The organism is Pseudonocardia sp. CA-142604 (assembly GCF_050948475.1).
In the GTDB taxonomy this organism is placed as follows: domain Bacteria; phylum Actinomycetota; class Actinomycetes; order Mycobacteriales; family Pseudonocardiaceae; genus Pseudonocardia; species Pseudonocardia alaniniphila.
In genome coordinates, this window is record NZ_CP192045.1 from 85047 (window position 1) to 112042 (window position 26996).

At 71.5% G+C, this 26996-nt stretch carries 29 protein-coding genes; 22 read left to right on the forward strand and 7 right to left on the reverse strand.

Annotated elements, in window-relative coordinates; genetic code table 11:
* Positions 1-7 precede the first annotated feature (7 nt).
* The 9 genes from ACQPZQ_RS00430 to ACQPZQ_RS00470 all read left to right on the forward strand — a co-directional run bounded on the left by ACQPZQ_RS00430 (position 8) and on the right by ACQPZQ_RS00470 (position 11151).
* Positions 8-1213 carry a sensor histidine kinase gene (locus ACQPZQ_RS00430; protein WP_241041539.1) on the forward strand — a complete coding sequence of 402 codons (1206 nt, stop codon included), beginning with the start codon at positions 8-10 and terminating at the stop codon, positions 1211-1213.
* Between the two features lie 78 nt (positions 1214-1291).
* Positions 1292-2164 carry a S49 family peptidase gene (locus ACQPZQ_RS00435; RefSeq protein WP_433299702.1) on the forward strand — a complete coding sequence of 291 codons (873 nt, stop codon included), beginning with the start codon at positions 1292-1294 and terminating at the stop codon, positions 2162-2164.
* Between the two features lie 136 nt (positions 2165-2300).
* A complete protein-coding gene (locus ACQPZQ_RS00440) occupies positions 2301-3173 on the forward strand; it encodes a LytR/AlgR family response regulator transcription factor (protein WP_241041538.1) in 873 nt (290 codons plus the stop codon).
* Positions 3170-4351: a hypothetical protein gene (locus tag ACQPZQ_RS00445; protein WP_433290841.1), complete on the forward strand. Its 1182-nt coding sequence runs from the start codon at positions 3170-3172 to the stop codon at positions 4349-4351. The genes ACQPZQ_RS00440 and ACQPZQ_RS00445 overlap by 4 nt, the downstream gene beginning before the upstream one ends.
* A 9-nt stretch (positions 4352-4360) precedes the next feature.
* Positions 4361-6091 carry a cation acetate symporter gene (locus tag ACQPZQ_RS00450; RefSeq protein ID WP_433290843.1) on the forward strand — a complete coding sequence of 577 codons (1731 nt, stop codon included), beginning with the start codon at positions 4361-4363 and terminating at the stop codon, positions 6089-6091.
* A gap of 66 nt (positions 6092-6157) precedes the next feature.
* A complete protein-coding gene (locus ACQPZQ_RS00455; RefSeq protein ID WP_433290845.1) occupies positions 6158-6637 on the forward strand; it encodes a MarR family winged helix-turn-helix transcriptional regulator in 480 nt (159 codons plus the stop codon).
* A gap of 530 nt (positions 6638-7167) precedes the next feature.
* The gene (locus tag ACQPZQ_RS00460) at positions 7168-8919 is read left to right on the forward strand and encodes a cation acetate symporter (RefSeq protein WP_433290847.1); all 1752 of its coding nucleotides are present in this window, start codon (positions 7168-7170) and stop codon (positions 8917-8919) included.
* Between the two features lie 265 nt (positions 8920-9184).
* Positions 9185-9517, forward strand: coding sequence for a DUF485 domain-containing protein (locus tag ACQPZQ_RS00465; RefSeq protein WP_433290849.1), 333 nt, complete (start codon positions 9185-9187; stop codon positions 9515-9517).
* A complete protein-coding gene (locus ACQPZQ_RS00470; RefSeq protein WP_433290851.1) occupies positions 9514-11151 on the forward strand; it encodes a solute symporter family protein in 1638 nt (545 codons plus the stop codon). Before ACQPZQ_RS00465 ends, ACQPZQ_RS00470 begins: the two co-directional genes overlap by 4 nt.
* Before the next feature lie 77 nt (positions 11152-11228).
* Here ACQPZQ_RS00470 and ACQPZQ_RS00475 read toward each other — a convergent pair whose 3' ends face one another.
* Positions 11229-11597: a hypothetical protein gene (locus ACQPZQ_RS00475; RefSeq protein WP_433290853.1), complete on the reverse strand. Its 369-nt coding sequence runs from the start codon at positions 11595-11597 to the stop codon at positions 11229-11231.
* Between the two features lie 95 nt (positions 11598-11692).
* Between ACQPZQ_RS00475 and ACQPZQ_RS00480 the strand changes: the two genes are divergently transcribed.
* Both ACQPZQ_RS00480 and ACQPZQ_RS00485 read left to right on the forward strand, forming a co-directional pair.
* Complete coding sequence (locus ACQPZQ_RS00480) at positions 11693-12022, forward strand: rhodanese-like domain-containing protein (protein WP_433290855.1); 330 nt, start codon at positions 11693-11695, stop codon at positions 12020-12022.
* Between the two features lie 253 nt (positions 12023-12275).
* Entirely contained in the window at positions 12276-12986 is a 711-nt protein-coding gene (locus ACQPZQ_RS00485) for a DUF4328 domain-containing protein (RefSeq protein WP_433290857.1), read from the forward strand.
* On the opposite strand, the gene ACQPZQ_RS00490 is transcribed toward ACQPZQ_RS00485, so the two are convergent.
* On the reverse strand, positions 12949-14121 hold the full coding sequence (locus tag ACQPZQ_RS00490; RefSeq protein ID WP_433299704.1) for a cytochrome P450: 1173 nt from the start codon (positions 14119-14121) through the stop codon (positions 12949-12951). The two genes, ACQPZQ_RS00485 and ACQPZQ_RS00490, sit on opposite strands and share 38 nt — an antisense overlap.
* Positions 14122-14268: 147 nt before the next feature.
* On the opposite strand from ACQPZQ_RS00490, the gene ACQPZQ_RS00495 reads away from it, so the two are divergent.
* Positions 14269-15240, forward strand: a complete 972-nt coding sequence (locus ACQPZQ_RS00495; protein WP_433290859.1) for a DUF5926 family protein — start codon at positions 14269-14271, stop codon at positions 15238-15240.
* A gap of 19 nt (positions 15241-15259) precedes the next feature.
* Here the strand turns inward: ACQPZQ_RS00495 and ACQPZQ_RS00500 are convergent, their stop codons facing one another.
* Complete coding sequence (locus ACQPZQ_RS00500) at positions 15260-16081, reverse strand: CPBP family intramembrane glutamic endopeptidase (protein ID WP_433290861.1); 822 nt, start codon at positions 16079-16081, stop codon at positions 15260-15262.
* A gap of 36 nt (positions 16082-16117) precedes the next feature.
* Between ACQPZQ_RS00500 and ACQPZQ_RS00505 the strand changes: the two genes are divergently transcribed.
* Together ACQPZQ_RS00505 and ACQPZQ_RS00510 are read left to right on the forward strand one after the other, a co-directional pair.
* A complete protein-coding gene (locus ACQPZQ_RS00505; RefSeq protein WP_433290863.1) occupies positions 16118-16585 on the forward strand; it encodes a hypothetical protein in 468 nt (155 codons plus the stop codon).
* Between the two features lie 22 nt (positions 16586-16607).
* A complete protein-coding gene (locus ACQPZQ_RS00510) occupies positions 16608-16925 on the forward strand; it encodes a DUF3817 domain-containing protein (protein WP_241041525.1) in 318 nt (105 codons plus the stop codon).
* Here the strand turns inward: ACQPZQ_RS00510 and ACQPZQ_RS00515 are convergent.
* The gene (locus ACQPZQ_RS00515; protein WP_433290865.1) at positions 16918-17730 is read right to left on the reverse strand and encodes a DUF2470 domain-containing protein; all 813 of its coding nucleotides are present in this window, start codon (positions 17728-17730) and stop codon (positions 16918-16920) included. The two genes, ACQPZQ_RS00510 and ACQPZQ_RS00515, sit on opposite strands and share 8 nt — an antisense overlap.
* Positions 17731-17840: 110 nt before the next feature.
* Here ACQPZQ_RS00515 and ACQPZQ_RS00520 point away from each other — a divergent pair, with 110 nt between their 5' ends.
* From ACQPZQ_RS00520 to ACQPZQ_RS00530, 3 genes are read left to right on the forward strand one after another with little or no spacing between them, the layout of a single operon-like run.
* On the forward strand, positions 17841-18716 hold the full coding sequence (locus tag ACQPZQ_RS00520; protein WP_433290867.1) for a hypothetical protein: 876 nt from the start codon (positions 17841-17843) through the stop codon (positions 18714-18716).
* 54 nt (positions 18717-18770) lie between these two features.
* The gene (gene pheA / locus ACQPZQ_RS00525) at positions 18771-19715 is read left to right on the forward strand and encodes a prephenate dehydratase (protein WP_433290869.1); all 945 of its coding nucleotides are present in this window, start codon (positions 18771-18773) and stop codon (positions 19713-19715) included.
* Positions 19712-20359: a histidine phosphatase family protein gene (locus ACQPZQ_RS00530; RefSeq protein ID WP_433290871.1), complete on the forward strand. Its 648-nt coding sequence runs from the start codon at positions 19712-19714 to the stop codon at positions 20357-20359. The genes pheA and ACQPZQ_RS00530 overlap by 4 nt, the downstream gene beginning before the upstream one ends.
* A gap of 106 nt (positions 20360-20465) precedes the next feature.
* Here ACQPZQ_RS00530 and ACQPZQ_RS00535 read toward each other — a convergent pair whose 3' ends face one another.
* Both ACQPZQ_RS00535 and ACQPZQ_RS00540 read right to left on the reverse strand, forming a co-directional pair.
* Positions 20466-20810, reverse strand: a complete 345-nt coding sequence (locus ACQPZQ_RS00535; RefSeq protein ID WP_433290873.1) for a metallopeptidase family protein — start codon at positions 20808-20810, stop codon at positions 20466-20468.
* A 13-nt stretch (positions 20811-20823) separates the two neighbouring features.
* Positions 20824-22398, reverse strand: coding sequence for a septum formation family protein (locus tag ACQPZQ_RS00540; protein WP_433290875.1), 1575 nt, complete (start codon positions 22396-22398; stop codon positions 20824-20826).
* A gap of 160 nt (positions 22399-22558) precedes the next feature.
* Here ACQPZQ_RS00540 and ACQPZQ_RS00545 point away from each other — a divergent pair, with 160 nt between their 5' ends.
* From ACQPZQ_RS00545 to ACQPZQ_RS00555, 3 genes are read left to right on the forward strand one after another with little or no spacing between them, the layout of a single operon-like run.
* Positions 22559-23212, forward strand: coding sequence for a hypothetical protein (locus ACQPZQ_RS00545; RefSeq protein WP_433290877.1), 654 nt, complete (start codon positions 22559-22561; stop codon positions 23210-23212).
* Between the two features lie 16 nt (positions 23213-23228).
* Positions 23229-24395: a glutathionylspermidine synthase family protein gene (locus ACQPZQ_RS00550; protein ID WP_433290879.1), complete on the forward strand. Its 1167-nt coding sequence runs from the start codon at positions 23229-23231 to the stop codon at positions 24393-24395.
* Positions 24396-24413: 18 nt separating this feature from the next.
* Positions 24414-24863, forward strand: a complete 450-nt coding sequence (locus ACQPZQ_RS00555; protein WP_433290881.1) for a DUF350 domain-containing protein — start codon at positions 24414-24416, stop codon at positions 24861-24863.
* Positions 24864-24887: 24 nt separating this feature from the next.
* On the opposite strand, the gene ACQPZQ_RS00560 is transcribed toward ACQPZQ_RS00555, so the two are convergent.
* A complete protein-coding gene (locus tag ACQPZQ_RS00560; RefSeq protein WP_433290883.1) occupies positions 24888-25532 on the reverse strand; it encodes an endonuclease in 645 nt (214 codons plus the stop codon).
* A gap of 61 nt (positions 25533-25593) precedes the next feature.
* On the opposite strand from ACQPZQ_RS00560, the gene ACQPZQ_RS00565 reads away from it, so the two are divergent.
* Together ACQPZQ_RS00565 and ACQPZQ_RS00570 are read left to right on the forward strand one after the other, a co-directional pair.
* Positions 25594-25860, forward strand: a complete 267-nt coding sequence (locus ACQPZQ_RS00565; RefSeq protein ID WP_433290885.1) for a type II toxin-antitoxin system Phd/YefM family antitoxin — start codon at positions 25594-25596, stop codon at positions 25858-25860.
* Positions 25861-25926: 66 nt separating this feature from the next.
* Positions 25927-26985 carry a MerR family transcriptional regulator gene (locus ACQPZQ_RS00570; RefSeq protein WP_433290887.1) on the forward strand — a complete coding sequence of 353 codons (1059 nt, stop codon included), beginning with the start codon at positions 25927-25929 and terminating at the stop codon, positions 26983-26985.
* Positions 26986-26996 lie beyond the last annotated feature (11 nt).

Sequence of the window (26996 nt, forward strand, 5' to 3'; positions counted from 1 at the left end):
TTTGGACGTGACCGAGCTGCTCGGCAGCTCCACGGCGCTGCTCATCGCCGGCGGCGTGATCGTGGTGATGATCGTGCTGGTCGTCGTGCTGATCCTGCGCAACCGCCGCAACACCTTCGCCACCCCGCTGGAGCGGGCCACCTTCGCCACCCTGCACACCGTCGCGCTGGCCGCGCCTGCCCTGCGCGAGGGCCTGTCGCACAACTCGGCGGCGTTCGCGCTGCCCTACCTGCGCCAACTGCTCGACACCTGCGCGCTGACGATGACCGACAACCGCGGTCAGACGCTCGCCTGGGACGGCGATGCCGACCAGCACGAACCCGACGTCCGCTCGCTCGCCGACCAGGTGATCTCCACCGGGCGCCAGCAGGTGCTGTCGCACACGGCGATCATCTGTGACCACCCCGACTGTGTGGTCCGCGGCATCGTCGTCGTCCCGCTGGAGACCGACGGTGCGATCGTCGGCACCCTGGCCGCGCTCACCACGTCCACGGCGGGGCCGGTGCTCCTGCGCGCCACCGCCGAGGTCGCGCGCTACGTCTCGAGCCAGCTGGAGCTCGCCGAGCTCGACGAGTCGCGCGCCCGGCTCAACCGCGCCGAGGTACGCGCGTTGCGGGCGCAGATCTCCCCGCACTTCGTCTACAACGCGCTCACCACGATCGCGTCGTTCATCCGCACCGACCCCGTGCGCGCCCGTGAGCTGCTCATCGAGTTCGCCGACTTCACCCGGTACTCGTTCCGTACCGCGGGGGAGTACACGACCCTGTCGGACGAGCTCACCAACATCGAGCGCTACATCCGGCTGGAGAAGGCCCGCTTCGGCAACCGGCTCAACATCAAGCTGCAGATCGCTCCCGAGGTGCTCACCGTCGTGCTGCCGTTCCTCGCGCTGCAGCCGCTGGTCGAGAACGCCGTGCGGCACGGGCTGGCGAGCAAGCCCAACGGCGGCACCATCACGATCACGGCGGAGAACGCCGGAGCCGAGTGCGTGATCATCGTCGAGGACGACGGCATCGGCATGGACCCTGCGCGGCTCACCGACGACCTCGACGACGCGCACCAGTCCGGCGCGCACGTGGGGCTCGGCAACGTCGACGACCGGATGCGCTCCACCTTCGGCGACGACTTCGGGCTGGTGGTGGACACCGCACCGGGCGCGGGGATGAAGATCACGCTGCGCGTGCCGAAGTTCCGCGCCGGTATCCGCGTCTGACGGAGCGCCGCACCGCGGAGTTGTGGATCTTGTTCGGCGGGGGTTGCGGCCACCGCGTAACGTAACGGTATGGACGCGCTGCGCCTCCCCGACCGGTTCGCCTCCCGCCTGCCCGGGCGGCTCGGCGAGCGCACTGAGCAGCCCGTGGTCTCGATGGTCCGGCTCCACGGCGTCATCACGGCGACCGTCGGTCCTGTGCCCAGATCGGTGATCAATGCGAACGCCATCGAGAAGACCCTCGAGCGGGCGTTCGCCCCGGATCGGCTGGCCGCGGTCGCGCTGCTGGTCAACTCGCCGGGCGGCGCACCCACCCAGTCGGCGTTGGTGGCCGACCGGATCCGCGGTCTCGCGGAGGAGAAGGGCGTGCCGGTCCTCGCCTTCTGCGAGGACGTCGCCGCGTCCGGTGGGTACTGGCTGGCGTGCGCTGCCGACGAGATCTACGCCCATGCCACGTCGATCGTCGGATCGATCGGGGTGATCAGTCAGGGCTTCGGGCTGGATGGCCTGATCGAGCGATTCGGCGTGCAGCGCAGGCTCTACACCGCGGGCACCTCGAAGGCCCGGCTCGACCCGTTCCTGCCGGAGAAGCAGGAGGACGTCGACTGGTTGCACGATCTTCAGGGCGAGTTGCACGAGATGTTCAAGAAGTGGGTATCCGAGCGGCGTGGCGACCGCCTCAAGGTCGAGGCGGAACCGTTCACGGGCGAGGTGTGGACAGGTGCGCGAGCGGTCGAGATCGGGCTCGTCGATGGCCTCGGCACGGCACGCGGGGTGCTCGGCAAGCGCTTCCCCGATGCCGAGCTGGTGGCCGTCGAAGGGCGTAGACCTCTGCTCGCGCGGCTGGGCATCGGACCCGCACCGGCGGCCGCTTCGGTGCTCGGTGCTGATCAGCTGCTGGGCATCACACAGGCGGCCGAGATTCGGGCCACATGGGCACGGTACGGTTTGTAGCACGGTGTGACCGGTCGATCCCGATTGGTGCTGGCCCCTGGCACTCACACGGAATCGCCGTCACCATGGTCGGCGGAGCCGGGGCGTGGTCGTCCCGGCCCCGGCGCGAGTCCCGGACACGCAGGATGAGGAGATCGTGGACAGCAACGACAGCTCCGGCGGCCTGGTCGTTCTCGCGGTGGACGACGAGGAGCCGGCTCTCGAAGAACTCGCCTACCTGCTGAGCGAAGACTCACGCGTCGGGATCGTGCTCAAGGCCTCCGACGCCACCGACGCATTGCGGATCCTCAACAGCAGACAAGGCGTGCGTGAGGCAGCCACCGCCGGCCAGATGAGCCGCGGCCTCTCCAACCCGATGACCGGCACGCGTGTGGCGGAGCGCACCGACGTCGAGGTCGTCTTCCTCGACATCCGCATGCCGGGCCTCGACGGTCTGGAGTTGGCGCGCGTGTTCTCGTCGATGGCGGTGCCGCCGTCGGTCGTGTTCGTCACGGCCCACGACGACCGTGCCGTCGACGCCTACGAGGTGGGCGCGGTGGACTACCTGCTCAAGCCGCTGCGCGCCGAGCGGCTCGCCGCGTCGATCGACCGCATCCTCGCCAACCGCGCCGCCGGAGCCCCGGAGCCGGTGCGCGAGGAGGGTGGCGAGGACGAGGTGATCCCCGTCGAGCTCGCCGGCACCACCAAGCTCGTGCCGCGCTCGGCCGTGCGCTACGTCGAGGCGCAGGGCGACTACGCCCGTCTGCACACCCACGAGGGCAGCCACCTCGTCCGGATCCCGCTGTCGGTGCTCGAGGACCGTTGGCGCGACGCCGGCTTCGTGCGTATCCACCGCTCGTTCCTGGTGTCGCTCCCGCTCGTCACCGAGCTGCGGCTGTCCGGGTCGGGCTACGTCGTCCGAGTCGGCAACGGCCCCGACTGCGCGGAGCTACCCGTCAGCCGCCGCCACACCCGTGAGCTGAAGGACCGGCTCGTCCGGGCGACGAAGCAGGCGTGGAGCCAGCGGTGACCACATTCACCGACGGCGTCCAGCCGTCGGTGAACCCGGGGAACGGGACCGGTTCCCCCGCACCGGAGGCTGCGCCGGTCGAGGAGGACGCGTCCGTCGAGGACGACGCTCCCGACCACGTCGTCGAGGAGTCCGCGGAGCACTGCGAAGAAGACGACGCGGACGACGGGACGGATGCCGGCCCCGGCTGGTTGCGCGACGAGATCCAGCGCCGGATTGCCGAGGGCAACTCCACGAGCGGCGGCCGGCACGCACGCCGGGAGAGCGTGGACTCCACCATCTCCTGGGGGTACGTGCCCCGACATTCCGTGGCCACGCCCGGTCCCGGGGCGCCACGGCCGGGTCCACCGATCGGTGCCGTCGGGCCGCGGCCCAGCGGCCTGCTCCGGCAGGAGCGCACCGGTGCCGAGCCGCCGTTCGCGCCGCCGGCCTGGTCACGACCACAGCAGGCCGAGACGGCCGATCCGGAACCCGAACCGCCCGCGGCGGATGCCGACGCTGCCCTTCCAGCGGCGCTGCCTGAACTTCCGGCCAGGGTGGAGCTGCGCGCCGACACACCGCCTGCGCCGTCCATCGTTGCAACGACAACTGCCACCACCCCTATCGTGGCACCCGCCGTGATCGAGTCCCCCACGACCCCCGCGGAGCCCACGCCCGCCACGGATCCCACGTCCCCGGTGCTCGAACCCGATCCCTCGCTGTCGGGCGACCCGCTGTTCACCGCGCGTACCCCGGCGCCCGGATCCCGCACCCGTTCGACGACGTTGCCGCCCGACGCCCGCGACGCGGAGGAAGCGGCCGCGGGCCTACAGGACGACGTCGAGAGCAGACGGGTCCGGGTCGTGCTGGCGGAGCGCAAGGGTGTGGCCCGGCCGGTGCGCACTGTCGTGGACATCCAGGAGGGCACGGGCGTCGGTGAGCTGCTGCGCAGCAACCTCATCGGCTCCCAGCTCGCCGTCGCACTCCGCTTCGCCGTCGTGGCCGGGATCACTCTCGGGGTGCTCCCGCTGCTGTTCGCCATGTTCCCCGAGATCGGTCGGATCGAGGTGTTCGGGCTTCGCCTGCCGTGGTTGCTCCTCGGTGTTTTGGTCTACCCGTTCCTGTTCGGGATCGGGCTGTGGCACACGCGCACGGCCGAGCGGGTGGAGCAGAACTTCGCCGACCACGTGCAGGACTGAGCACGCACGTTGGACACCCCTGCGCTAGTCGCGCTCGTCGCGATCGCGCTCGTCGGCATCGCGTCCGCCGTGATCGGCTCGCTCGGTGTCCGGGTCGCGCGCAGTACGTCGGATTTCCTCGTCGCGTCGCGCACCGTCGGTTCGGTGGCCAACGCCAGCGCGATCTCGGGGGAGTACCTGTCCGCGGCGTCCTTCCTGGGCATCGCCGGCCTGATCCTGCGGGAGGGGGCGGACGCGCTCTGGTACCCGATCGCATTCGCGGCGGGGTACCTGGCGCTGGTGCTGTTCGTCGCCGCTCCGCTGCGCAGGTCCGGGGCGTACACCGTGCCGGACTTCGCCGAGGCCCGGCTCTTCTCGCCGGCGCTGCGCCGCATCTGCACCGCGTTCGTGCTGGTGATCGGCTGGTTGTACCTGCTCCCGCAGTTGCAGGGAGCGGGCCTGGCGCTCACCACGCTCACGGCGCTGCCCGCGTGGTCCGGCGTGGCCGCAGCGGGGGTGATCGTGCTGCTCACGGTGCTCGGCGGCGGCATGCGGTCGATCACCTTCGTGCAGGCGTTCCAGTACTGGCTCAAGTTCACCGCACTCGCCGTTCCCGCGTTCGTCGTGCTGGGGCTGTTCCTGTCCGACGCCCGCTCGTTCGACCGGCCCGCCCCGCCGAACTTCGCGGACAACACCACGGTCCAGGTGCGCACGGGCGTGGTCCTGGAGGTCACGGCGCGGGTCCGCTTCGAGGCCGACGGTGAGGTGGACGGCCAGGCGGTGCAGGGCCGCATCACCTGGGAACCGGGTCGGCACGAGGTCGCCGCGGACACCACGCTGACCTTCACGGCCGGCTCGCCGGTGCCGACCGCGGTCGGCACCCCGCCCACCGACCGGGCATGGCTGGAACCGATGTCAGGTGATGCCTCCAACCAACTCCTGGAGATCTACTCGATCCTTCTCGCGGGCTTCCTCGGCACGATGGGCTTGCCGCACGTGCTGGTGCGCTTCTACACGAACCCGGACGGCCGGGCCGCCCGGCGGACCACCGTGGTCGTGCTCGCGATGATCGGGTCGTTCTACGTGCTGGTGACCTTCATCGGCCTGGTGTCCCGGCTGTACACGCCGCAGCTGCTGGTGAACGGCCAGACCGACGCCGCGGTGCTGCTGGTGCCGACGGCGGCGCTCGGCAACGGGTGGACCGGGTGGCTGCTGGGCGGACTGGTGGCGGCGGGCGCGGCCGCGGCGTTCCTCTCCACCTCGTCCGGGCTCGTGGTGAGTCTGGCCGGGGTGCTCTTCACCGACATCCTCCGCGGGCGGTTCAGCGACTTCCGGTTGGCCGCACTGCTGGCGTCCGTGGTGCCGTTGCCGTTCGCCCTGTTCGTGACCCGCCTGGACTTCGCGCTGACGGTGCCGCTGGTGTTCGCTGTTGCCGCGTCGACGTTCTGCCCTCTGCTCGTGCTCGGGATCTGGTGGCGTGGGCTCACGGCCCGCGGGGCCGTCGCCGGCGTCCTGGTCGGCGGCGGGCTGTCCGGCGTCGCCGTCGGCTTCACGATGATCGGGGCGGCGCCGGGCGGGTGGATGGAAGTGCTGATGTACCGGCCGGCGGCGGCCACGGTGCCGGCCGCGTTCCTCACGATGGTGCTGGTGAGCAAACTGACCCGTGCGGAGATCCCGCCGGATGTGGACGACGCGTTGCTGCGCCTGCACGCTCCGGAACGGCTCGGGCTCACTCGCGACCGGCTCCAGCGGGGGCCCTGACGCCGGCGCGAAATGGCAGCGCCACTTACGCCGGTGCCGGCGCGCTGGTGTGGTCAAATTGAGGTCATGGGTCAGGCGGCAGGGGCAGCGGGCACGCCGCCGCTACCCGCGCCACCGGAGCTCCTCGGCGCGCCCGGCTACGTGATCCGCCGACTCCACCAGGCCTACGTCGCCGCGTGGGTCCGGCGCGTCGACCCGGTGCTGACCGGGCCACAGAGCGCCGTGCTCGTCGCGATCCACGCCTATCCCGGCGTCGATCAGGGCTCGCTGGCCCGCGCTGTCTCGCTCGACCGCTCCACGATGGCGAGCGTCGCCCGCCGTCTGGAGGACAGGGGGCTGATCACCCGCGAGACGCCACCGGAGGACGGCCGCAAGCGGCTCCTGCGCCTCACCACGGCGGGCGAGGCGGCGCGCCGAGAGGTCAGCCGCAAGGCAGGCGAGCTCCACCTCCTGCTCATGGAGGGCTATGACGCCGCGGAGACCGATGCCATGCTGAAGCGCCTTCTGCGGCTGACGGAGCATTGGGAGAGCCTGATCGACGACTGATCCCCTGACGCCGGATGTGACCGTCGTCGCGTTCGCGCGGTGATCATCAGTGTTCGGATTACTTTAGGCCCGGTGAAGTCAGTGACGTTCGCCCTATCAGCGAGCGAGCTCGCTGCAGCCTGGCGCACGCCGACCCCACCTCCGAGTAATGCCTGTTCGCTGCCCTGCTCGATGAGTCCGTGGTGATCGAGGGCTCGGGCGATCGGCGTTCGGTGCCGGCGACCGAGCCCTATTCGAGGGGTGACCACCACGGCGTCGGACCACGACGAGGTCGTCGTGGAGGTGGTGTTCCCCCGGCTTGCTCCGCGCGCGGAGCTCACTGAGTTCGCGGAGCGCCGGGGGACATCCCGATCGTGGCCACTGCGGTGGATCCCGATGCATCCCGAGAGATGCAGGCCGGGTCCGATATGTGGCCGTTGGGACGTACGGGGTTCACAGCCGGGCGATCTCCCGACGCGCCACGCGATGCGGTGCGCGGCGCGCCGCGGCCGATGTGGTAGTGCAGTCGACCCGTTGACATAGTGGTGCGCGTGACAACCACCGGCCTGATCGCGCTCTTCGCAATGGGCCTTGTGGCAGTGGCGTCAGCCGTGATCGGTTCGCTCGGCGTCCGGGTCGTCCGCAGCACCTCCGACTTCCTCGTGGCTTCCCGCACCGTCGGTGCCGCCGCGAACGCCGGCGCGATCTCGGGTGAGTACCTGTCCGCAGCGTCGTTCCTGGGGATCGCGGGGCTGATCCTGCGCGACGGCGTGGACGCGCTGTGGTACCCGGTCGGCTTCACTGCGGGATACCTCGCGCTGGTGCTGTTCGTGTCGGCGCCGCTGCGCAGGTCGGGCGCCTACACGGTGCCGGACTTCGCGGAGGCCAGGCTGCGCTCCCCGGCGCTGCGCAAGGTCTGCACGATCTTCGTGGTCGTCATCGGCTGGCTCTACCTCCTGCCCCAGCTGCAGGGCGCCGGGCTGACCGTCACCACGGTCACAGGACTGCCCTCCTGGATCGGGGTCGTCGTCGCGGCGGTGGTCGTCGTCGCCACGGTGGTGCTGGGCGGGATGCGCTCGATCACCTTCGTGCAGGCGTTCCAGTACTGGCTCAAGCTCACCGCGCTGGCGTTGCCGGCCATCATCGCCCTGATCTTCTTCTTCAGCGACGATCACACCTTCGACCGCCCCGCCCCGCCCCAGTTCCCCGACCGCACCACGGTCGACGTCCGTACCGACGTCGTGCTGACCGTCGCCTCGCCGGTCACCTTCACCGCCGACGGCGAGGTCGACGGGGTTGTCGTGCGGGACGCCCCCGTCCGGTGGGAAGTCGGCACCCACACCGTGGAAGCCGGCACGAAACTCGAGTTCCCGGCCGGGTCGCCGGTACCGGTGGCGTCGGGTGCTCCCGCGTCCGACTCGAGCTGGCTCACTCCGTTCCCGGAGGGCCGCGACGACGGGTTGCTGGGCACGTACTCGCTGATCATCGCGCTGTTCCTGGGCACGATGGGCCTGCCACACGTGCTCGTGCGCTTCTACACCAACCCCGACGGCCGCGCGGCGCGGCGCAGCGCGGTGGTCGTGCTGGCCCTGCTCGGCGGGTTCTACGCGGTCGTGACGTTGCTTGGGGCGCTGTCGCGGCTGTACACCCCGCAGCTCCTGGTGAGCGGTGACACCGACGCCGCGGTCCTGCTCCTGCCCACGGCGGTGCTGGGCAGCGGCTGGGCAGGAGCCCTGCTCGGCGGTCTGGTGGCGGCGGGCGCGTGGGCCGCCTTCCTGTCCACGTCGTCCGGGCTCGTGGTCAGTGTTGCCGGCGTGCTCTCCACCGACATCCTCGGCAGCAGTAGGGTGCGCGACTTCCGGATGTCCGCCGTGGTGGCGGGGGCGGTACCGCTGGCGCTCTCCGTCGCCGTCACGCGCCTCGACTTCTCCGAGGCCGTCGCGCTGGTGTTCGCGGTGGCCGCGTCGACGTTCTGCCCGCTGCTCGTGCTGGGCGTCTGGTGGCGCGGGCTGACCGACGTCGGCGCGATCGCGGGTGTGCTCGTGGGCGGGTTGTCGTCGGCGGGCGCGGTTGCCGTGAGCCTGTCCGGCTACGGCGGATCGGGCGCGATCGGCGTGCTCCTCTACCGGCCTGCGCTGGTCACCGTGCCTGCGGCGTTCATCACGATGGTCGTGGTGAGCAAGCTGACCGAGAAGCACCGGCCCGCCGACGTCGACCAGTTGCTGCTCCGGCTGCACGCCCCGGAGCGGCTCGGGCTCACCCGCGACCGGCTCGAGGAGCGCGTGAAACGCGCAAGTGGTTGACGACACACATACCAAAGCTCTAACGGCGATGTCTCCCCAAGGTCACGTTGGTGACTCTCGGTCGCTGGACGACCGTTCGTAGACCGCTCGTCCCGGTGAAATGACCGCTGATCGAGGCCTTGTCGCGCGGGTTGAGCGACGCCCGCGTTCACCCCACCGGAGTATTCCGACGGGAGAGTGTGACTGATCTATCGTTCGCTGCGTTGTGGAACCGGGTGGCGTGACGGTACGCGGTGCGCAACCGGAAACGAGCGGGGAGGACGCCGTGAGCACGACAGGCGAGCGATCTACAAACACCATATACGAACAGGTGCAGGCAAGTCCCGAGTTCGCCGACCTACGTTCAAGACTACGGCGATTCGTGTTCCCGATGAGTGTGTTGTTCCTGGCTTGGTACCTGCTCTACGTGGTGCTGGCCTCGTACGCGCCGGGGTTCATGGCGATCAAGGTGTTCGGCAACATCAACGTCGGGCTGATCATCGGCCTGCTGCAGTTCGTCAGCACCTTCGCTATCACCACCATCTACGTTCGGTACGCCAACAAGCACCTCGACCCGGCGGCCGAGAAACTCCGTCAGCAGATCGAGGGTGCTGAATGACCGTCCTCGCCCAGGCGCCTACGCCGCCCGCTGCGACTGCCGTCGGTGACGTCGGCCTGAACATCGGGATCTTCCTGGCGTTCGTGGCCGTGACGCTCGTGTTCGTCTACCGGGCGAGCCGCACCAACCGGACCGCATCCGACTACTACGCCGCAGGCCGTGCCTTCACGGGTCCGCAGAACGGCGTGGCGATCGCGGGTGACTACCTCTCCGCCGCGTCGTTCCTCGGGATCGCCGGTGCCATCGCGCTCAACGGGTACGACGGCTTCCTCTACTCCATCGGCTTCCTGGTGGCGTGGCTCGTCGCGCTGCTGCTCGTGGCCGAGCTGCTCCGCAACACCGGCAAGTTCACGATGGGCGACGTCCTCGCGTTCCGGATGCGGCAGCGTCCCGTGCGCGCGGCGGCGGCGACGTCCACGCTCGTCGTCTCGTTCTTCTACCTGCTCGCGCAGATGGCGGGCGCCGGTGGCCTGATCGCGCTGTTACTGCAGATCCCCACCAGCAACACGTTCGGCCAGGGCGCCGTGATCGCCGTCGTCGGCATTCTGATGATCGTCTACGTGCTGGTCGGCGGCATGAAGGGCACCACGTACGTCCAGATCATCAAGGCGGTGCTGCTGATCATCGGCGCCGCGGTGATGACGGTGTGGGTGCTCGGGATCGCGGGCTTCAACCTGTCGTCGCTGCTCGGAGACGCCGCCGCGGCCAGCCCCAAGGGCGAGGCCGTGCTGGCCCCCGGCCTGCAGTACACCAACCCGATCGACTTCGTGTCGCTCGGCCTTGCGCTGGTGCTCGGCACCGCGGGCCTGCCGCACATCCTGATGCGGTTCTACACGGTGCCCACGGCCAAGGAGGCCCGTCGCTCCGTGGTGTGGGCGATCTGGCTGATCGGGTTGTTCTACCTGTTCACGCTCGTGCTGGGTTACGGCGCCGCGGCGCTGCTGCCCCCGGGCACCATCACGAGCGCCAACCAGAACAACGCGGCGCCGCTCCTGGCGTACCAGCTCGGCGGCGAGGTTCTGCTCGGCATCATCTCGGCCATCGCGTTCGCGACGATCCTGGCGGTGGTCGCCGGCCTGACGATCACCGCGTCGGCGTCGTTCGCACACGACGTGTACGCCAACGTGATCAAGCGCGGTCAGGCCACTCCGGACTCCGAGGTCCGGGTCGCCCGCATGACCGCACTGGTGATCGGGGTCGTCGCCATCGCGGGCGGCATCGTCGCGAACGGGCAGAACATCGCCTTCCTGGTGGCCCTGGCGTTCGCGGTGGCGGCCTCGGCGAACCTGCCGACGATCCTGTACTCCCTGTTCTGGAAGAAGTTCAACACCACCGGTGCGCTGTTCAGCATCTACGGCGGTCTGGCGATCTGCATCATTCTGATCGTGTTCTCACCCGCCGTGTCCGGCAAGCCGGTCAACGCTGCCACCGGCCGGAGCGCGTCGATGCTCCAGGGCGTGGACTTCCACTGGTTCCCGCTGGACAACCCGGGCCTGGTCTCGATCCCGGCGTCGTTCCTCCTGGGCATCATCGGCACCTACGTGGGTGGCCGACGCGTGGAAGAGGGCAAGTTCGCGGAGATGGAGGTCCGGTCGCTCACCGGCGCCGGCTCCGAGAAGGCGATCTCGCACTAGGAGCGCGCTCCTGGCGCCGGGCGTTCCTCCCAGCAGTACCGGACGGGGCGGGCCTTCAGGCCCGCCCCGTCCGCGTGTCAGCAGATCGTGACGATCCTCAGTGAGCGCACCGCGGCGGTCCACCCGCTGTGCGGAACGGCCGTGCTCCACCAGCGGTAGCCCAGCTCGTCGACGAACGCCTCCGCCTGAGGTTCATCGGGTAGCGCCTCGAACACCGCGGACGCCAGGTGATCGGCGTCGGTGGGGTGGGTGCCCGTGCCGGGATCGAGATCCAGGCGGAACCGTGCCCCGAGCTTGTGGGTGTCCACTCGGTACCGGAGATAGAGCGCGAGGTCGGTGCCGACCCAGGTCTCCTCGATGATCAGCGGGGATGCCCCGGTGCCACGGCGGTGGACGCGACGCGCCACGGACACCGCCCATTGCCCGGTTACACCGGCGTATTCCACGAGATCCGACCGTAGTGGGTGCGCGCACCCGATCGGGCCATCCTCGTCCCGTTCGCCTGACCGGATCGTCACGCCGCGCGTGGCAGGATGAGGTCATGACTGGTCCAGCCGTCCCGGCGGTCTCGGTGGCGGATCTCCCCGTCGACGCCGCGCTGCTCGACGTCCGGGAGAACGACGAATGGGCTGCCGGGCACGCGCCCGGCGCGCGGCACCTGCCGATGTCCGAGCTCACGGCCCGCATCAACGAGTTGCCCGACGACGACCCGCTCTACGTCGTGTGCCGCTCGGGCGGCCGCTCCTCCCGCGTGGTCGCCTATCTGGCGGGGCAGGGCTACCCCGTGGTCAACGTCGACGGCGGCATGCAGTCCTGGGCGGCGCAGGGTCGCACGATCGTCTCCGACAACGGCAATCCCGAGATCATCTAGCCCCGTGCCTCCGTCCGCGCCCCCACAGGCACTCGGGCCGCCGTGCCCGCGGTGCGGCCGCCGGGCGCCGGCGGGGGACGGCCCGTTCTGTCCGTACTGCGGTCGTTATCTCGCCGCGTTGCGTTGGGTGGCCGAGCCGCCGGCTTCCGCCGCGCCTCCTCCGCCCGCGCGTATCCCCGCGCGCTATTCCGGGCCACCGCGCTACCGGTCGTTGCCGCGCTGGGGATTCCCTCCGCGGAGGTGGGAACCGCCGGTGCCTGCCACGCCGCCGCGGCCCGAGCCCTTGCAGCGCGCCCGCTCGGCGTTCGGCACCCTCGTGCCGCTGCTGTGGGCCACCGTCGCGGTGGCGCTGCTCGCGGCGGGCGCCGAGGTGTGGCGCTACATCCTGTTGCTGGCCAGCCGGAACGAGGCGCTCTCCGCGGACGCCGTAGCGGCCTCCGACGCGTTCGTCGGGTCCGCGGGCACCGTTGCGCCGATCCTCACCGTGGTGGCAGGCGCCCTGCTCATTCTCTGGTCGGTGCGGGCCTCGCAGGCCGCCGCCGAACGAGCCGGCGTGCGCCCGTCCCGTTCGACCAGGGCGATCGTGCTCGGCTGGCTCATTCCCGGGATCAATCTCTCGGTGCCGGGCTCGGTGCTCAGCGAGATCGAGCACAGCGCGCTGGAGCTGCCCGCCGACCTGCGCCCGCGCCCGTCGCGGCTCCTGCTGGCCTGGTGGGCCCTCTGGGTGGGCAGTGTCGTGCTGTCCGCCGTGGTGCTGCTGTGGTCGCTGCGCAGCGGTGTTCAGGCCCGTGCCGACGGGGTCGTGCTGCACGCCGTGCTCGACGTGCTGGCCGCGGTCACCGCCGCCGTCACGGCCCGGCTCGTCACCAGGCTGACGCGGCTGCTGTCGCCGGTCCGGCCCCGGCGCCGGGAGCTCGTGCTGAGCGTCAGGCCGTCAGCCGCAGCTCCCGCAGCCCGCGCATGACGAAGTCCGGGCGGCGCACCGGTTCGCTCGCGAGTTGCATACCGGGAAGCCGCGCCCGGAGCGCGTCGAGCGCGGCGATCACCTCCAACCTGGCCAGCGGGGCACCGAGGCAGTAGTGCACCCCGGCGCCGAAGCCCAGGTGCGGGTTGCGTCGCCTGCCCACGTCCAGCTCGTCGGGCCGGTCGAACGCCTGCGGATCACGCGCCGCCGCCCCCAGCAGGGCGGCGATCTTGGTGCCGGCAGGCACGGGATGCCCGGCCACGGTCGTGTCGACCACCGCCGTGCGCTCGAACAGCTGCAGTGGCGGGTCGTAGCGGATCAGCTCCTCCACGGCCGTCGCATCGAGCCCTGGGTCCTCCCGCAGCCGCTGCCACTGTGCCGGGTGACGCAGCAGCGCCGACACCCCGTTGCCGATCACGTTGACGGTTGCCTCGTGGCCCGCCATGAGCAGCAACGCCGCGGTGCCCACCAGCTCGTCCGCGTCGACGTCCGCCTCGACGAGGTCGGTGACGAGGTCGTCGCCCGGATGTGTGCGGCGGTGCGCGACCAGCCCGCGCAAGGCGTCGACGAAGTCGGCGGCGGCCTGCTCCGCGGCCATCCTGCGCTGCTGTCCCGGATCCGGCTCGTACATCGTGACGATCGCGTTCGACCAGCCCCGCAGCGCCCCGCGCTCCGGTTCCGGCACCCCGAGCAGCTCGGCGATCACCTCGACCGGGAGCGCGGCGGCGACACCCGACATGAGGTCCGCGCTGCCGTCGGCTGCGATGCGTTCCGCGAGCTCACCCACCAGCCGGTGGGCCAGCTCACGCACCCACGGCTCGAGCCGGGCCGTGTGGCCGCGGTTGAACGCACTCGCCACGAGGGTGCGGAGCCGGTCGTGGGCCGGGCCCTCCCGCTCGAGCAGCGAGTTGCGGTGCAGCAGGTTGAAGGCCGGGAAATCCGCGGCAGGCTTGGCGTCGACCCAGATGCGCCCGAGGTTGCGGCTGCGTAGGAGCTCCGAGCATGCGGCGTGCGAGACGGCGACGGGCATGCCGAGCAGCGGATGGGCGTGCACAGGACTGAGCGCGCGCAGCGTCGCGAAGACCGGGTACGGGTCGGCCAGGAAGCGCGGGTCGCCCGGATCGAACGGATGCAGCAGAACCTCCCAGTCGGCCCCGGCGGACGGCGATCCGCCGTCGCGCGAGAAGCTATCGCGTGGCCGATGACCGTCCACCCGTGGCAGCGTCGGCGACGGCACGGCGAACGGACAGCGCGGGGCGTATTCGCTAGCGTCAGGGGGACCATGGCCAAGAAGACACGTGCCCGTTCTCGCGAGGGCACCACGCAGCACAACACCGACGCGCCGGCGGGCGAGAACCCGCGCCGTCCCTGCCCCTGCGGCTCCGGGAAGCGCTACAAGGCATGTCACGGCGCCGGGGACGACGTGATCGTCCTGCGGCCGTTCGACGGCTTGGCTGCGGAGTGCGACCTGGTGGCGATGCGGGAGTTCCTGCCGTCGGCCACGGCGCCGCTGCCGCTGCGGGAGACGTCCGACGTCACAGTGACGCTCACGACGGTTCTGCCGGGTGCGTCGGCCGCGCTGGTCCGTCCGGACGGCACGATCATGCTGGGCATGCAGGTGCAGACCCGCTCGGGCGACCTGTCGGCCGACCTCGGCAAGGCGCTGCGCTGGGCGCAGACCGCCGAGCCGGGCAGTGCGCTCCCGGTCGTCGGTCCCGGGCTCGGCGACGGCGAGCTCGTCCGGCTCCAGGATCTGCTCGACCCCGAGGCCACCCTCGACCTCACGCTGCACACCGACTTCGGGTGGTGGGTCGTCCCGTCCGAGGACGGCACGGAGCCGGCAGCCGACGTGACGGCCGCACTCGAGCGGGCCAACTCGGTCATCATGCCGACGGAGGCGGTCGTCGCCGACGGCGTGCGCTCCGCCTACTGGGTGGACACCGGGTCGAAGGCCCACCTGCGCTGGGTGCGTCCGGAGCCCGAGGAGAAGCTGCTCGCGGCCATGGCCAGGTTGCACGCCCGCGGCGAGCTCGCCCTCACCGAGGACGCGCGCTTCGCCGGCGTCTTCCGTGCCCACGGGATCCTCGTGCCGGTGTGGGACCTCGATCGGGAGCTGCACCCCAAGGAGTGGGCGGCGCCCACGGCCGCGTTCGCCGTCCGGCTCGACGAGGCGCTCGCCGACGAGACGCCGCTGACCGACGCCGAGCGCCGGGCCCGCGACGCGCTGGCCGGCAAGCAGGTCACCCTGCGCTAGGAGCGCGCCCTCCTAGCCGTCACGGCAGCCAGCCCACTCTGCCGGCCAGCGCGGCGTAGCCGATGAAGGCGACCACGTCGATCAGGGTGTGCGCACCGATCTGCATCCAGAGCCGGTTGGTGCGCTGCCAGATCCGGCCGAAAACCAGGCCCATGACGATGTTGCCGATGAAGCCGCCGAGCCCCTGGTAGAGGTGGTAGCTGCCGCGCAGCAGCGCCTGGGCCACGAGCGAGCGATTCTCCGACCAGCCGAGCTGGCGCAGCCGCGTGATGAGGTAGCCGATCATGACCACCTCCTCGGCCCACGCGTTCGCGGCGGCCGAGAGGACCAGCACGGGCAGCCGCCACCACGTGTCGCCGAGCGTGGACGGCTCGACGGTGAGGCTCACCCCGATCGCGCGCGCCACGAGGTACAGACCCAGGCCGGGAACGCCGATCAGTGCGGCCAGCCCGGCGGCACCGAGCGCGTCCCGTCCTGGTCGGCGGCGGTCCAGCCCGACGTCGCGGAGTGCGACGCCTGCCCGGATCAACAGGTAGGCGCCCAGCGCTCCCCAGCCCACGAGCTGCAGCACCCGCGTGAGCTGCAGCGCGAGATCGACGAGCCCGGCCTGGGCCTGCGGCGCGTTCAGCGCCACCTCTTGCTGACTGAGTGGCACCGGCTGCAACACCGCGTCGATCAGGCTCAACGCACTGCGAAGCGCGGACAGCCCGAGCGTCACGGTGAGGACGACAAGCACCTCGGTGCCGACAAGGCGGCGCAGCCGCGGGTCGGTGATCGGCACGGTCACCGGCGACGGCGGCGAGAGCCACCGCCCGGCTGCCGTCGAGCTGAGGCTGGACACGATGGCGGACGGTACCCGGCGAGTAAGCTGACCTGCGTGCGACAGCTGGCTCTCTCCCCCCGCTGGATGCTGTGGCACGTGCTCACGCTGGGCGCCATGGTCACGTGCGGGTTCCTCTCGGCCTGGCAATGGCATCGCGCCGGTTCGGCGATGGGCTCGGCGCTCAACGTCGGCTACGGGTTGCAGTGGCCGGTGTTCGCCCTTTTCTTCGGGGCAATGTGGTGGCGGATGCTCAAGATGGAGGCCGCGAGGCTGCAGGAGGCCGAGGAAGGCCCCACCGCCCCAGCCGTTCCCGAGGAGCAGCGCGCCGTCGTTCCCGACGCCGCAGCGCTCCGCAGCTCCGAGCCCCGGCCCGTCATCCCCGACGGCCCCTCGCCGTTCACGCCGAGACCCGCGTCGGTGCCCCCGCCCGTGGTCACGGAGGACGACGAGCGGGACGACCGCGCGTTGGCCGAGTACAACCAGATGCTGGCTCAGCTGGCCGCCCGCGACGCGGGCGACTGACCCCCACTGACGAAGGACGTTCGTGTCGATCGAGACCGCTCTACGGAACTACCGGGTGGCCGCGTGGGTCACGGGCGTCGGACTGCTCGTGCTCGTGCTCATCGCGATGCCGCTCAAGTACTTCTTCGGTCAGCCGCAGCTCGTCGCGGTGGTCGGCATGATGCACGGCTTCTTCTACATGGCCTACATCGTCCTGACGCTGCTGCTGGCGGAGCGGTGCCGGTGGAAGCCGCTCGACGCGCTGCTCATTCTCGTGGCCGGCACCATCCCGTTCGCCTCGTTCGTTGCGGAGCACCGGGTCACCCAGCGCGTGCGGGTGGGCCGTTCGCCGGTCAGCTAGCGCCGGCGTCCGTGTCGCCGTGCAACGGGCAGCTGATCAGCAACCCCATCTGCACACGAAGGTCGTCCACGGTCTTGGCTTCTTCCCGCCACGCCAGGCGGACGTCGTGGTCGGATCTGCGGCTGTTGTCCTCGGAGGTCTCCACGCGCAGCCGCAGGCCACAGCGATCCACCCCGAGCGGACGGAGCCGCGAGCTGCGCAGGTCGCGCAACCAGGGCGGCAGGTGACGGGCGAGCATCGCGAGCACCTCGGGATGCGCTTCCTCGAGGTGGACGAGCCAGTGCCGCTCGTAGCGACAGAACGGGTCGGGGCGGGCTCCGGCCAGCTGGACGGGGGCAAGCGCGGCGCTGCCCTCGGCGTCGGACAGGACGGCGGAGCCGGGATCGAGCCGCACCAGAGTGGCGCCGTGGCCGAGGAGCAGGAGGTCGGGATGCGGGCGTGTGTCGGCGACCTGCAGCGCGATCCGGCGGGCCGAGTAGGGATCCGGCAGCCGGAGCCGTCCCGTGATCCAGAGCAGTGCGCGCACCGGCTCCCGGAGGTCGACCGGCGCGTGGTCGGCGAGTTCGAGCATCGCCGGGCTCTCCCCGCTGGGCGCCTCCCGGATCCGGTCGAGCACCGGGTCGTCGTCGCGCAGCAGCAGCACGGCGGATCCGTCGGCGCGCACGTGGTGCACGAGGGGTGCGGTCTCCGGTGCACCGGTGCCGACGAGGAAGGCCACGCCACCGCGGGCGACCACGCTGCGAGCGCGCTCGGCATCGGTGGGGGCCGGTGGGCGTCGCAGCCGGGTGGATACCAACGAAGTCACCTCCGAGTTAGGTGAGGCTAAGCTAGCGTCCGCGAGTTGTGGATGTCCAGCAGGCGCGAACCGGCAGCCGTTGTGAAGCCGTGAGAGGCGACCCGTTAGCGTCTGTGCCCGTGACGACGGCGGCTGGTGTTACCCCATGGGCCATCCCACCGCTCTTCGCCCAGCTCGTCGACGACACCAGTCTTCTGCAGCCACGGTCGGTTGCCCCCGGTGTCGACGAGGTGGTGTCGCGGTACCTGAGTGCCAGGGATGGTCGCTACGGAGGGCTCGTCGGGCAGCTGGTCTGCCCGGTCTCCCGACTTTCTGCGCTCGTCGCAGAGCTGGCGCGATCGGCCCCCTCTCGACCCGTTGAGCTGTCACTGGTGGTGGACACCGGGCTCGGCGCGGTTCCGAAGGCCTTGTCCACGGTCTTCTCCCGGTCGAGCCTGCTCACCCCGCGCACCGTCGAGACGGCCGCGCCGCCCGACGTCGACGCGATCTGGCTGGAGCGCGTGGCCGAGTTCGTGCCGGAGGATGTCGTCGCGGTCGTCGAGCCGCGCCGGCCGTCGGTGGCCGAGCCGGTGGGCACCGGGGCGTGGCTGACCGCCGTGCGCCGGGTGGCTACCCACGGCTGCGCGCCGAAGCTGCGCTGCGGCGGACCGCGCGCCTCCGACATCCCGTCCGTCTCCGATATCGAGGAGTTCGTGCGCGTCGTGGTCGACACGGGGCGCGGGTTCACCGCTCTCGGCGTGCGGCACGTCGTCCGCAGCGAGACGACCCCCGCCGAGCACGGACTGCTCAACCTCGTTGCCGCGGTCGCCAGGGCGCTGGCCGGTGGCGACGTCCGTGCGGCGCTGGAGAGCACCGACGGTGACGCGCTCGCGGGTGAGGTCGGCGGTCTGTCGGAGAAGTCCGTCTCTGCTGTGCGCGGGCTGTTGTGGCGCTGCGGGGCCGACCCGGAACCGGTGCCCGGAGTGCAGCTTGCCGGTCTCGGCCTGTTGGCCTGATCGGCACCGGGCAGGCGTGATCCCACCCACGTAATGACAGTAGGGTGGTCTCTCGTGCCCCGACTCGCGTTCCTCGGACCGCACGCCACCTTCACCGAACAGGCATTGCGGTCACTTCCTGAGTCCGTCGGCGCCGAGCTGGTGCCCTGCGCCGGAAGTCCGGCCGTCCTCGCAGCCGTTCGCGACGGCTCCGTCGACGCCGGCTGCGTCCCGATCGAGAACACCGTCGAAGGCGCTGTGCCCGCAGTGCTGGACGGCCTGGTCGTCGACCCGCCGCTGGTGATCGTCCGGGAGGCGCTGGTCGAGGTCCGGTTCGCACTGATGGTGCGTTCGGGCACGAAGGCAGGCGACATCCGCACCGTCGCCTCCCACACCCATGGCATCGCTCAGACGCGCGGGTGGATCGCCGCGAACCTGCCCGACGCCGAGGTGCTCCTGTCCACCTCCACCGCCGAGGCTGCCGCGCAGGTGGCCCGCGGGGAGTTCGATGCGGCCGTGGCCGCCCCGATCGCGGCGGAGCAGCACGGGCTCGAAGTGCTCGCCGACGACATCGCCGACAACCCCGGTGCCGTCACCAGGTTCGCGCTGGTCGCGCCCCCGGGCCCACCGCCCGCCCCCACCGGTCGCGACCGCACCACGCTGGCGGCCACCACCCAGAACCGGCCCGGTGCGCTGCTGGGGCTGCTCACCGAGCTGGCCGTGCGGGGCATCGACCTGACCAGGATCGAGTCGCGGCCGATCAAGCACCGGCACGCCGAGTACTGGTTCCACCTCGACTGTTCCGGGCACGTCGCCGAGCCGGCCATGGGCGAGGCGCTCGCCGCACTGCACCGCCGGTGCGACCAGGTTCGCTTCCTCGGCTCCTACCCGCGGGCGGCCAACGGCAACTCCACGCAGGCCTCCACCTCACCACCCGGACCTGTGGGGGAGGCGGACCCCGCGGCCTTCGCCGCCGCCGAGAGCTGGCTCGCCGGTCTGCGCGCCGGGAACGTGGCGTGAACCCCGGCCCCCTACGCCTCGTGCTCGTCCGGCACGGGCAGACCGACGCCAACGTCCGCCGCGAGCTCGACTCAGTGCCTCCGGGAGCGCCGCTCAACGACCTCGGCCTGAGCCAGGCCCAGGCGGCGGGGGAGCGGCTCGCGACGCATCCGGTCACCGCCGTGCACGCCTCGCGCGCCACTCGCGCCCAGCAGACCGCCGCCCCGATCGCAGCCGCGCACGGTCTCGACGTCGTGGTCCACGACGGCGTGCACGAGGTCTTCATCGGCGACCTCGAGGGCCGGTCGGACCGGGAGGCCCGCGAGCAGTTCGACGTCGTCTACGGCGCGTGGTGGAAGGGCGACCTGGACGCGCGTCTGCCCGGCGGCGAGTCGGCCCATGATCTGCGGACCCGGTACCTGCCGGTCGTCGAGCGGATCACCGACGGCGCACACGGTGACGTCGTGCTCGTGAGCCATGGCGCGGCGATCCGGCTGGCGGCCGCGGCGCTTCTCGGCGACACGGCGGAGACGTTGTACGTCCCGAACACAGGCCTCGTGGTGCTGGTCCCCGACCCTGCGATGCCCGGGGGCTGGGCGCTGGACCACTGGGACAGCGCCCCGCCCGTGCCGGGCGACGTCACCGCGGGCGGCACGCCCCGCTGACGCTCGTCGCACGCCCTCGTTGCGCTCGGTCGGCGCTTCGCGAAGGCGCTGTGACACTGATTCGCTCGCAAGCTCGCAAGCTCGCTCGTCGCGCGGGCCGGGCAGGTCAGCCCCAGCCGAGCTCGCGCAGCGTCTCGTCGTCGATCCCGAAGTGGTGGGCGACCTCGTGCACCACGGTGACCGCCACCTCGTGCACCACCTCGTCGACGTCGTCACAGACGTCAAGGATCGCGTCCCGGTAGATCGTGATCCGATCCGGCAGCACCCCGCCGTACGAGGAGGTGCGCTCGGTGAGCGCCACACCCTCGTAGAGCCCCAGCAGTTCGGGCTCCTCGGGGTTGCGGTCCTCCACCAGCACCACGACGTTGTCCATCGCGGCGGTCAGCTGTGGCGGAATGGAGTCCAGCGCGTCGGCGACCGCTTCCTCGAACCGCCGGCGCGTCATCTCCATCCGGGTGTGGGCCTCACGCCCCCGTGCCGGGCCGAGTGGTCGGAACCGGCGGGGTCGGCGTGTCGATCCTCGGTGGGGACGGCGGGGCCGGCGTATCCACGTCGGGCTGCTCGGATGGCTGCGGCGGTACCTGCGGCTGGCTGACGGGCGGCTGCTCGTCGCTGGGCTCGCCGTTGGGCGGCGGCTGCTCGTTGGGCGGCCCGTCGATGGGCGGCTCGACCGGGACCGTGGTGCTGGGCGCCGGAACTCCGGGACCGGGGACCTGGGATGCCGGCGGAGCGGGATTCTCGCCGACCACCACCTCGCCCCGGACCGGACCGGTGACGGGTGCGAAACCGCTGCGGTCGGGCAACAGGGCTGCCAGGTTGCAGTTGACCTTGCGGGTGCCGGCCTTCCAGGAGTCCTCGGTGAGGTTGTCCCAGTACACGGTGAGCTTCTTCGCCGCGATGACGTCGGCGCTGCCGGCGTACTCGTTGGCGATCCGCCCGCACTCCGGCTGCAGGAACGCGTCCTGGTCGCCCACGGCGGGGAAGGCGTCGGGGAACTTCTGGGAGAGGTCGACGATGCCGACCGTCTCCACCGCGTGCGGCCCGGCGCAGTCGACAGGGTCGCCGATCGTGCGGCCGTCGATGGCCAGGCAGGTGCCGGGGTCGTGCACCGCGGACTGGTCCGACGCGGCGGCCCGGCCGGCCAGGGGGTAGAGCGCACCGGAGCGCGAGGAGCTCTGCAGCCCGCAACGCAGCTCGCGGTCGCCCTCGGCCCACTTCGTGGGGGACGGCTTGAGAGCCCCCACCCGGTAACGGCCGTCGGGATCGAACTTCCCGCCCATGTAGTCGAGCACGAGCTGGGTGCACCGCTCGTTGACGAGCTGACGCCACTGCCGGTCGTCGGGCAGCGTGGCCTGGTCGACGAGAGCGACCGAGCCCGCCTGCTCGAAGAGGTGCGGCTGGGCGCAGTCGACGACCTTGGTGTCGGCGGCGTCCGAGCGGGTCCACATCAGGCAGGTGCCCGGGGTGGAAGGCGGGGCGGGCACCTCCACGATGTCCCGGTCGCCCGCGACCCCGGGCAGCGCCGCGAGAGTGCCGAGGACGGGCACCGTGGCGCCGGCGAAGGTGTCCAAAGTGGCCACCCCGAACATGGTGAGCGCGCCGATCAGGACGCCCATCACGATCCGGCGTGCCGGCAGCTGCTTCAAGGGGCGGGAGGCGTTCGCCGCGGGCAGCGGCGGCCGATCGGCCGGTGTGCGGGGCGGCCGCCGGTCGGCGGGCACGGGGGGCGGCGGCGGGGGGAAGACGTGGCGAGCGGCGCGCGGGGGAGCACCGATGCCCGGGGCAGGGACGGCGCGCGGGGGAGCGCCGACGGCCGGGCCGGGGACGGCGCGCGGGGGAGCGCCGACGGCCGGGCCGGGGACAGCGCGCGGGGGAACGCCTGCGCCCGGGGCGGGGACAGTGGGTCGGCCCGGGTTCCACGAAGGTGCGACGCGCGGCCCACCGTTGGTACGGGGGGGCGCGGGACGCACGGCGCCGGCGCCATGGTTCGTGGGCCGGTGGGGAGCGGCGAGGAGTCGGTCCATGTCGGGCGTCATCATGCCGTTACCTCTGGTGACACCAAGAGCTCGTAAGGCACTGCGCGACCATCGGTCGGTGGCGTGCTGCGAACGTCAACGTTTGCCGGTGAGCGCGGTCCCGGTACGGTGCGCCCGCAGGGGAGACTGTGAACGGCGGACTAATACGGCCGAGGGGGACCGCATGTCGACGAATGACAACAGTTCCGGCGGCGACGTGCCCGACGACCGCTCCGACAAGTCACCCGAGCGCTCCGAGGAGTCAGCCGAGCGACCCACCGGGCGCATGCGCTTCCAGGACGAGTCCACCACTCCCCGCGAACCCACGCTGGCCGAGCGCCGCGCGCGCGAGCAGGCCGCGCGGCGTGCGGAGGAGGCCGAGCGCCGCAAGGCCGAGGAGGCCGAGCGCTCGCGCAAGAAGCGCAAACGCATCCTCATCGGGGCGGGGGCGACCGTCGGGATCGTCGCGCTGATCGCGATCGGCTACCAGGTCGCACAGCCGGACGAGGACGTGCAGGCCCGTTGCGTCGACGAGGAGACGAACGTCGTCGTCGACGACGCCAACTGCGTGACGCCGGCGAGTTCCGGCACCAACTACCACGCCGGGGGCGGGATCATCCCGTACCCGATCTTCATCGGCGGCGGCGGCCGCCAGTACCGCTACAACTACGGCGGTACCGGCAACATCGGCCAACCGGTGAGCGGCGGCACCGCGACGGTGCCGAAGTCGGGCACCCGGATCTCCACGCCGTCCGGGAAGACCGTTGCCGGTTCGGGGAGCGATTCGGTGTCACGCGGCGGCTTCGGCGTCTCGAACCGCGGCTCGAGCGGCTCATAGGCGGAAACGGACGCACATGGAACGGCGCAGGGGGAAGCCGCGGCCGGACTGGGAGACCACGGTCCGCGACCAGGGGATGGTGTACGGCACGCCCGGCCGCGGCGAGGGCGGCGCGCCCCGGGCGTACTGGGACGAGTCGGTGCACTACGTCTTCTCGATGGACGAGATCCTCTCCCTCGAGGCCGACGTCGAGGTCATGCACTCGATGTGCCTCGAGGCGGTCGACCACGTCGTCACCACGGAGCGGTTCCGCGACTTCGCGCTGCCCGAGTGGGCGTGGGAGGGCGTCGCGGCGTCGTGGAAGCGCAGCGACCCGCACGTCTACGGCCGGTTCGATCTCCGCTACGACGGCGGCGGCCCGGCGAAGCTGCTGGAGTACAACGCCGACACCCCCACCACGCTCCTCGAGGCGTCGATCCTGCAGTGGAACTGGCTGAAGGACACCCACGAGGGCGACGACCAGTGGAACTCGCTGCACGAGAAGCTCGTGGAGCGCTGGGGCATGATCAAGAGCCGCCTGCCCGCCGACGACGTGTACTTCACCTGGTCGAGTGGCGACTCGACGGGCGAGGACCACGTCACGGTCGGCTACCTGCAGGAGACGGCCGCCGAGGCGGGTCTGGACACGGTCGGACTCGCGATCGAGGACATCGGCTGGGACGTCGCGCTCGACCGCTTCGTCGACCTCGAGGAATCGCCGATGGGGGCGGTGTTCAAGCTCTACCCCTGGGAGTGGGTGCTCTCCGACCAGTTCGGCAAGCACGTGCTGCGCAGCCTCCCCGAGACGCTCTGGGTCGAGCCCCTGTGGAAGACGCTGCTCTCGAACAAGGCACTGCTCGCCGTGCTGTGGGAGATGTACCCCGGGCACCCCAACCTGTTGCCGGCATACCTCGACCAGCCGGGCCTTCTCACCGAGTACGTCCGCAAGCCCCGCCTCGGCCGTGAGGGCGCCAACATCTCGATCGTCGCGCCGGGCATGGAACACCAGACAGGCGGCGTGTACGGCGAGGAAGGCTACGTCTACCAGCTCTTCGACCCGCTCCCCGAGTTCGACGGTTTCCGGCCCGCGCTGGGTGCCTGGATCGTCGGCGATTCCGCGGCCGGGCTCGGCATCCGAGAGACCGTCGGTCTGGTGACCGACGACGGGGCCGCGTTCGTCCCGCACCGCATCCCCGAATCCTGACGCTCCCTGGAGGTTCTCGTGACGCTGGCCCAGATCGATCCGGGGTTCTTCTCGGTGGTCGGACGGGGGATCGGCGCGATCTTGCTATATGCGGTGATCGGCGTGCTGCTCATGCTCGTCGGTTTCTGGGGCGTGGACATCACCACGCCGGGCAAGCTCAACCGCCTCGTGCGTGACGGCAAGCCGAACGCGGTGATCGTCACCGCCGCAGGCATGGTGAGCATGGCGTTCATCGTGGTGGTCGCGATCTACACGTCCTCCGGCCTGCTGGTCGAGGGGCTGCTCGCATCGCTGATCTTCGGGCTGGTGGGCATCATCGCCCAGGTCGGCGGGGTGCGGCTGCTGGAGTGGATCACGGGCATCGACATCGGCGCGGTGCTGGCGGCCGACCGCATGAGCCCCCAGGCGTACGTGGTGGGTGCCGCGCACCTCGCGCTGGGCCTGGTGGTGGCGGTAGCGATCCTCTGACCCCGCGAGTCCCCTCGGCGGTTCTCAGGTCGCCCGGGTGATCTCCTCGGCGAGCTCCCGATGGAGCGCCACCCGCACGAGCGCCGCGGCGAGCGGCGCGAGCGCCGCGCCCGGTGCGAGCCGGGAGAGCTCATCCGGGTCGGTGGGCAGGCCGAGCGTGCGTGCCCCGTCGAGCACCTTCCCGTCGAGGGCGGGCCGCAGCGACGGCCAGACGTCCTGTGCCTCCCGGCAGAAGATGTCGGCGCCGACCGGCCCGAGCCGGGGGAACGCCGTGAGGGCCGTGCGGACGCGCGCCGGATCGCCCTCCGCTGCGTCGCGCAGCCGCCGCAGGTCGCCCCGGTACTCCGACTGCACCAGCTCCGCACCTTTCCCGAGGGCCGTGGCGGTGCTCTCGTCGTAGCGCTTGTAGCCCGCGCTCCCGAGTGCGTCCACCCGTTGCTTCCAGGACGCGGCGAGCATCCTCTCCGGCGTTCCCATCCCGGCGCCGGCGAGCTCGCGGGCAGCCTTGATGGCGATGTCCGCCCGGATCCGGGTGGAGAGCAGCACCGAGAGGACCAGGAGCCGGTAGAGCGGCGCCGGGGTGTCGTGCAGCCGGATCCCGGCCTCCTCGGCGTAGGTGGTGCCCGCGCGATCGAGCAGCGCACGGACGGTGGCACGGGCGTCGCTCACGACCCCGGCGTACCCCCTGACGTCCGGCTACATGCGACTACGCGAGTGCGACACTCGACGCATGCCTGGCGACGTGGTGGCCTCTGGCGAGCTGCGGAGCGACACCGCAGGTCTGCTGCGCCGGGTCGAGGCGGGAGAGCGGCCGACGATCACGGTCGACGGCAGAGCGGTGGCCGAGCTGGTGCCGCTCGAGCGCGCCCGGCGATCCTGGATCAGGCGTGACGACCTGGTGGCCAGACTGCGCCGTGCCCAGGCCGATCCGGGGCTGCGCGCCGATCTCGCGCGGCTCGCCGGAGAGACGACGGACGACCTCGGACCGATCCGATGAGAGGGCTTCTCGACACCACGAGCTCTTGAGCTCCCCCGCCACCGTGGCGGCAGAGAGAATCCGCGGTTGACTCTCGACCATGTCGAGACACGAGGGTCACTGATCGTGGAGAGCTTGCGCGGGATCGGGCGGATGGCCCGGGAGAGCGGCCTCAGCGTCAGTGCCCTGCGGTTCTACGACGGCGCCGGGGTGCTCGTGCCGGCCCACGTCGATCCGCGGACCGGCTACCGCTCCTACGCACCCGAGCAGGTGCTCGTCGCCCGGCTGGTCGCGGTGCTGCGCCGGGTGGGGATGCCGATCGCCGGGATCCGCGAGCTGCTGGCCCGCCGGCACGATCCCGCCGGTGTCGACGAACTGCTCGCCGCGCACCTGCACCAGCTGGAGCAGGGGCTCGTCGACGCCCGCCGCGCGCTCTCCTCGGTCCGATCACTGATCGAGCAGGAGGAGCGACCCATGTCCCCGACCACCGTCACCGTCGCAGGCCCCGAGCTGGCGGCTGCGCTGCGCGCCGTCCGGTTCGCCGTCGGCTCGGATCCCGAGCTTCCCGTGCTGGGCGGTGTGCTGCTGGACGTCGCCGCCGACGCCGTGACCCTCGTGGCGACCGACCGCTACCGGCTGGCCATCGCCTCCGTGCCCCTCATCGCGCTCGACGGGCCTGCCGTCGGTGCCGTCGTCCCAGCTCCGTTCTCCGACCGGTTCCCGGAGACCGGGACCGTCGTGATCACCGTGGACGGCGCGACGATCGGTGTGCGGGCCGGTGCCGAGGAGCTGACCGGCCACCTGATCCCCGACGCGTTCCCCGACTACCGCCGCCTCGTCCCCGAGAACGACCGGTCGGTGCCGGTCGACGCCTCCCTGCGTGCTGCCCTCGCCGCCGCTCCGACACGCACACTGCGCCGCGATGCGGACGGCGTGGAGTACGAGGTCGCAGTGCTCAGCGTCGGCCCCGACGGGATCGCGGTCGGCGCCGACGGGGAGGGCGTCGCCGTGAACCGCGAGTTCCTGCTGGAGGCGCTCGACGCGGGCGGCGAGGGGCAGCTCCTGCTCTCGCTGGACGGCCCGATCAGCCCGCTGGTGGTCCGCTCGCCGCGGTCGGTGTCGCTGCTGATGCCGGTGCGGTCGTGACCGCGGCGGAC

Excerpts from the sequence above, each read along its gene's own strand:
- ACQPZQ_RS00470 (WP_433290851.1), top strand. The coding sequence starts at position 9,514 with ATGACCGTCCTCGCCCAGGCGCCTACGCCGCCCGCTGCGACTGCCGTC.
- ACQPZQ_RS00540 (WP_433290875.1), bottom strand. The coding sequence starts at position 22,398 with ATGATGACGCCCGACATGGACCGACTCCTCGCCGCTCCCCACCGGCCC.
- ACQPZQ_RS00480 (WP_433290855.1), top strand. The coding sequence starts at position 11,693 with ATGACTGGTCCAGCCGTCCCGGCGGTCTCGGTGGCGGATCTCCCCGTC.
- ACQPZQ_RS00535 (WP_433290873.1), bottom strand. The coding sequence starts at position 20,810 with ATGGAGATGACGCGCCGGCGGTTCGAGGAAGCGGTCGCCGACGCGCTG.
- ACQPZQ_RS00455 (WP_433290845.1), top strand. The coding sequence starts at position 6,158 with ATGGGTCAGGCGGCAGGGGCAGCGGGCACGCCGCCGCTACCCGCGCCA.
- ACQPZQ_RS00565 (WP_433290885.1), top strand. The coding sequence starts at position 25,594 with ATGCCTGGCGACGTGGTGGCCTCTGGCGAGCTGCGGAGCGACACCGCA.
- ACQPZQ_RS00550 (WP_433290879.1), top strand. The coding sequence starts at position 23,229 with ATGGAACGGCGCAGGGGGAAGCCGCGGCCGGACTGGGAGACCACGGTC.
- ACQPZQ_RS00545 (WP_433290877.1), top strand. The coding sequence starts at position 22,559 with ATGTCGACGAATGACAACAGTTCCGGCGGCGACGTGCCCGACGACCGC.
- ACQPZQ_RS00495 (WP_433290859.1), top strand. The coding sequence starts at position 14,269 with ATGGCCAAGAAGACACGTGCCCGTTCTCGCGAGGGCACCACGCAGCAC.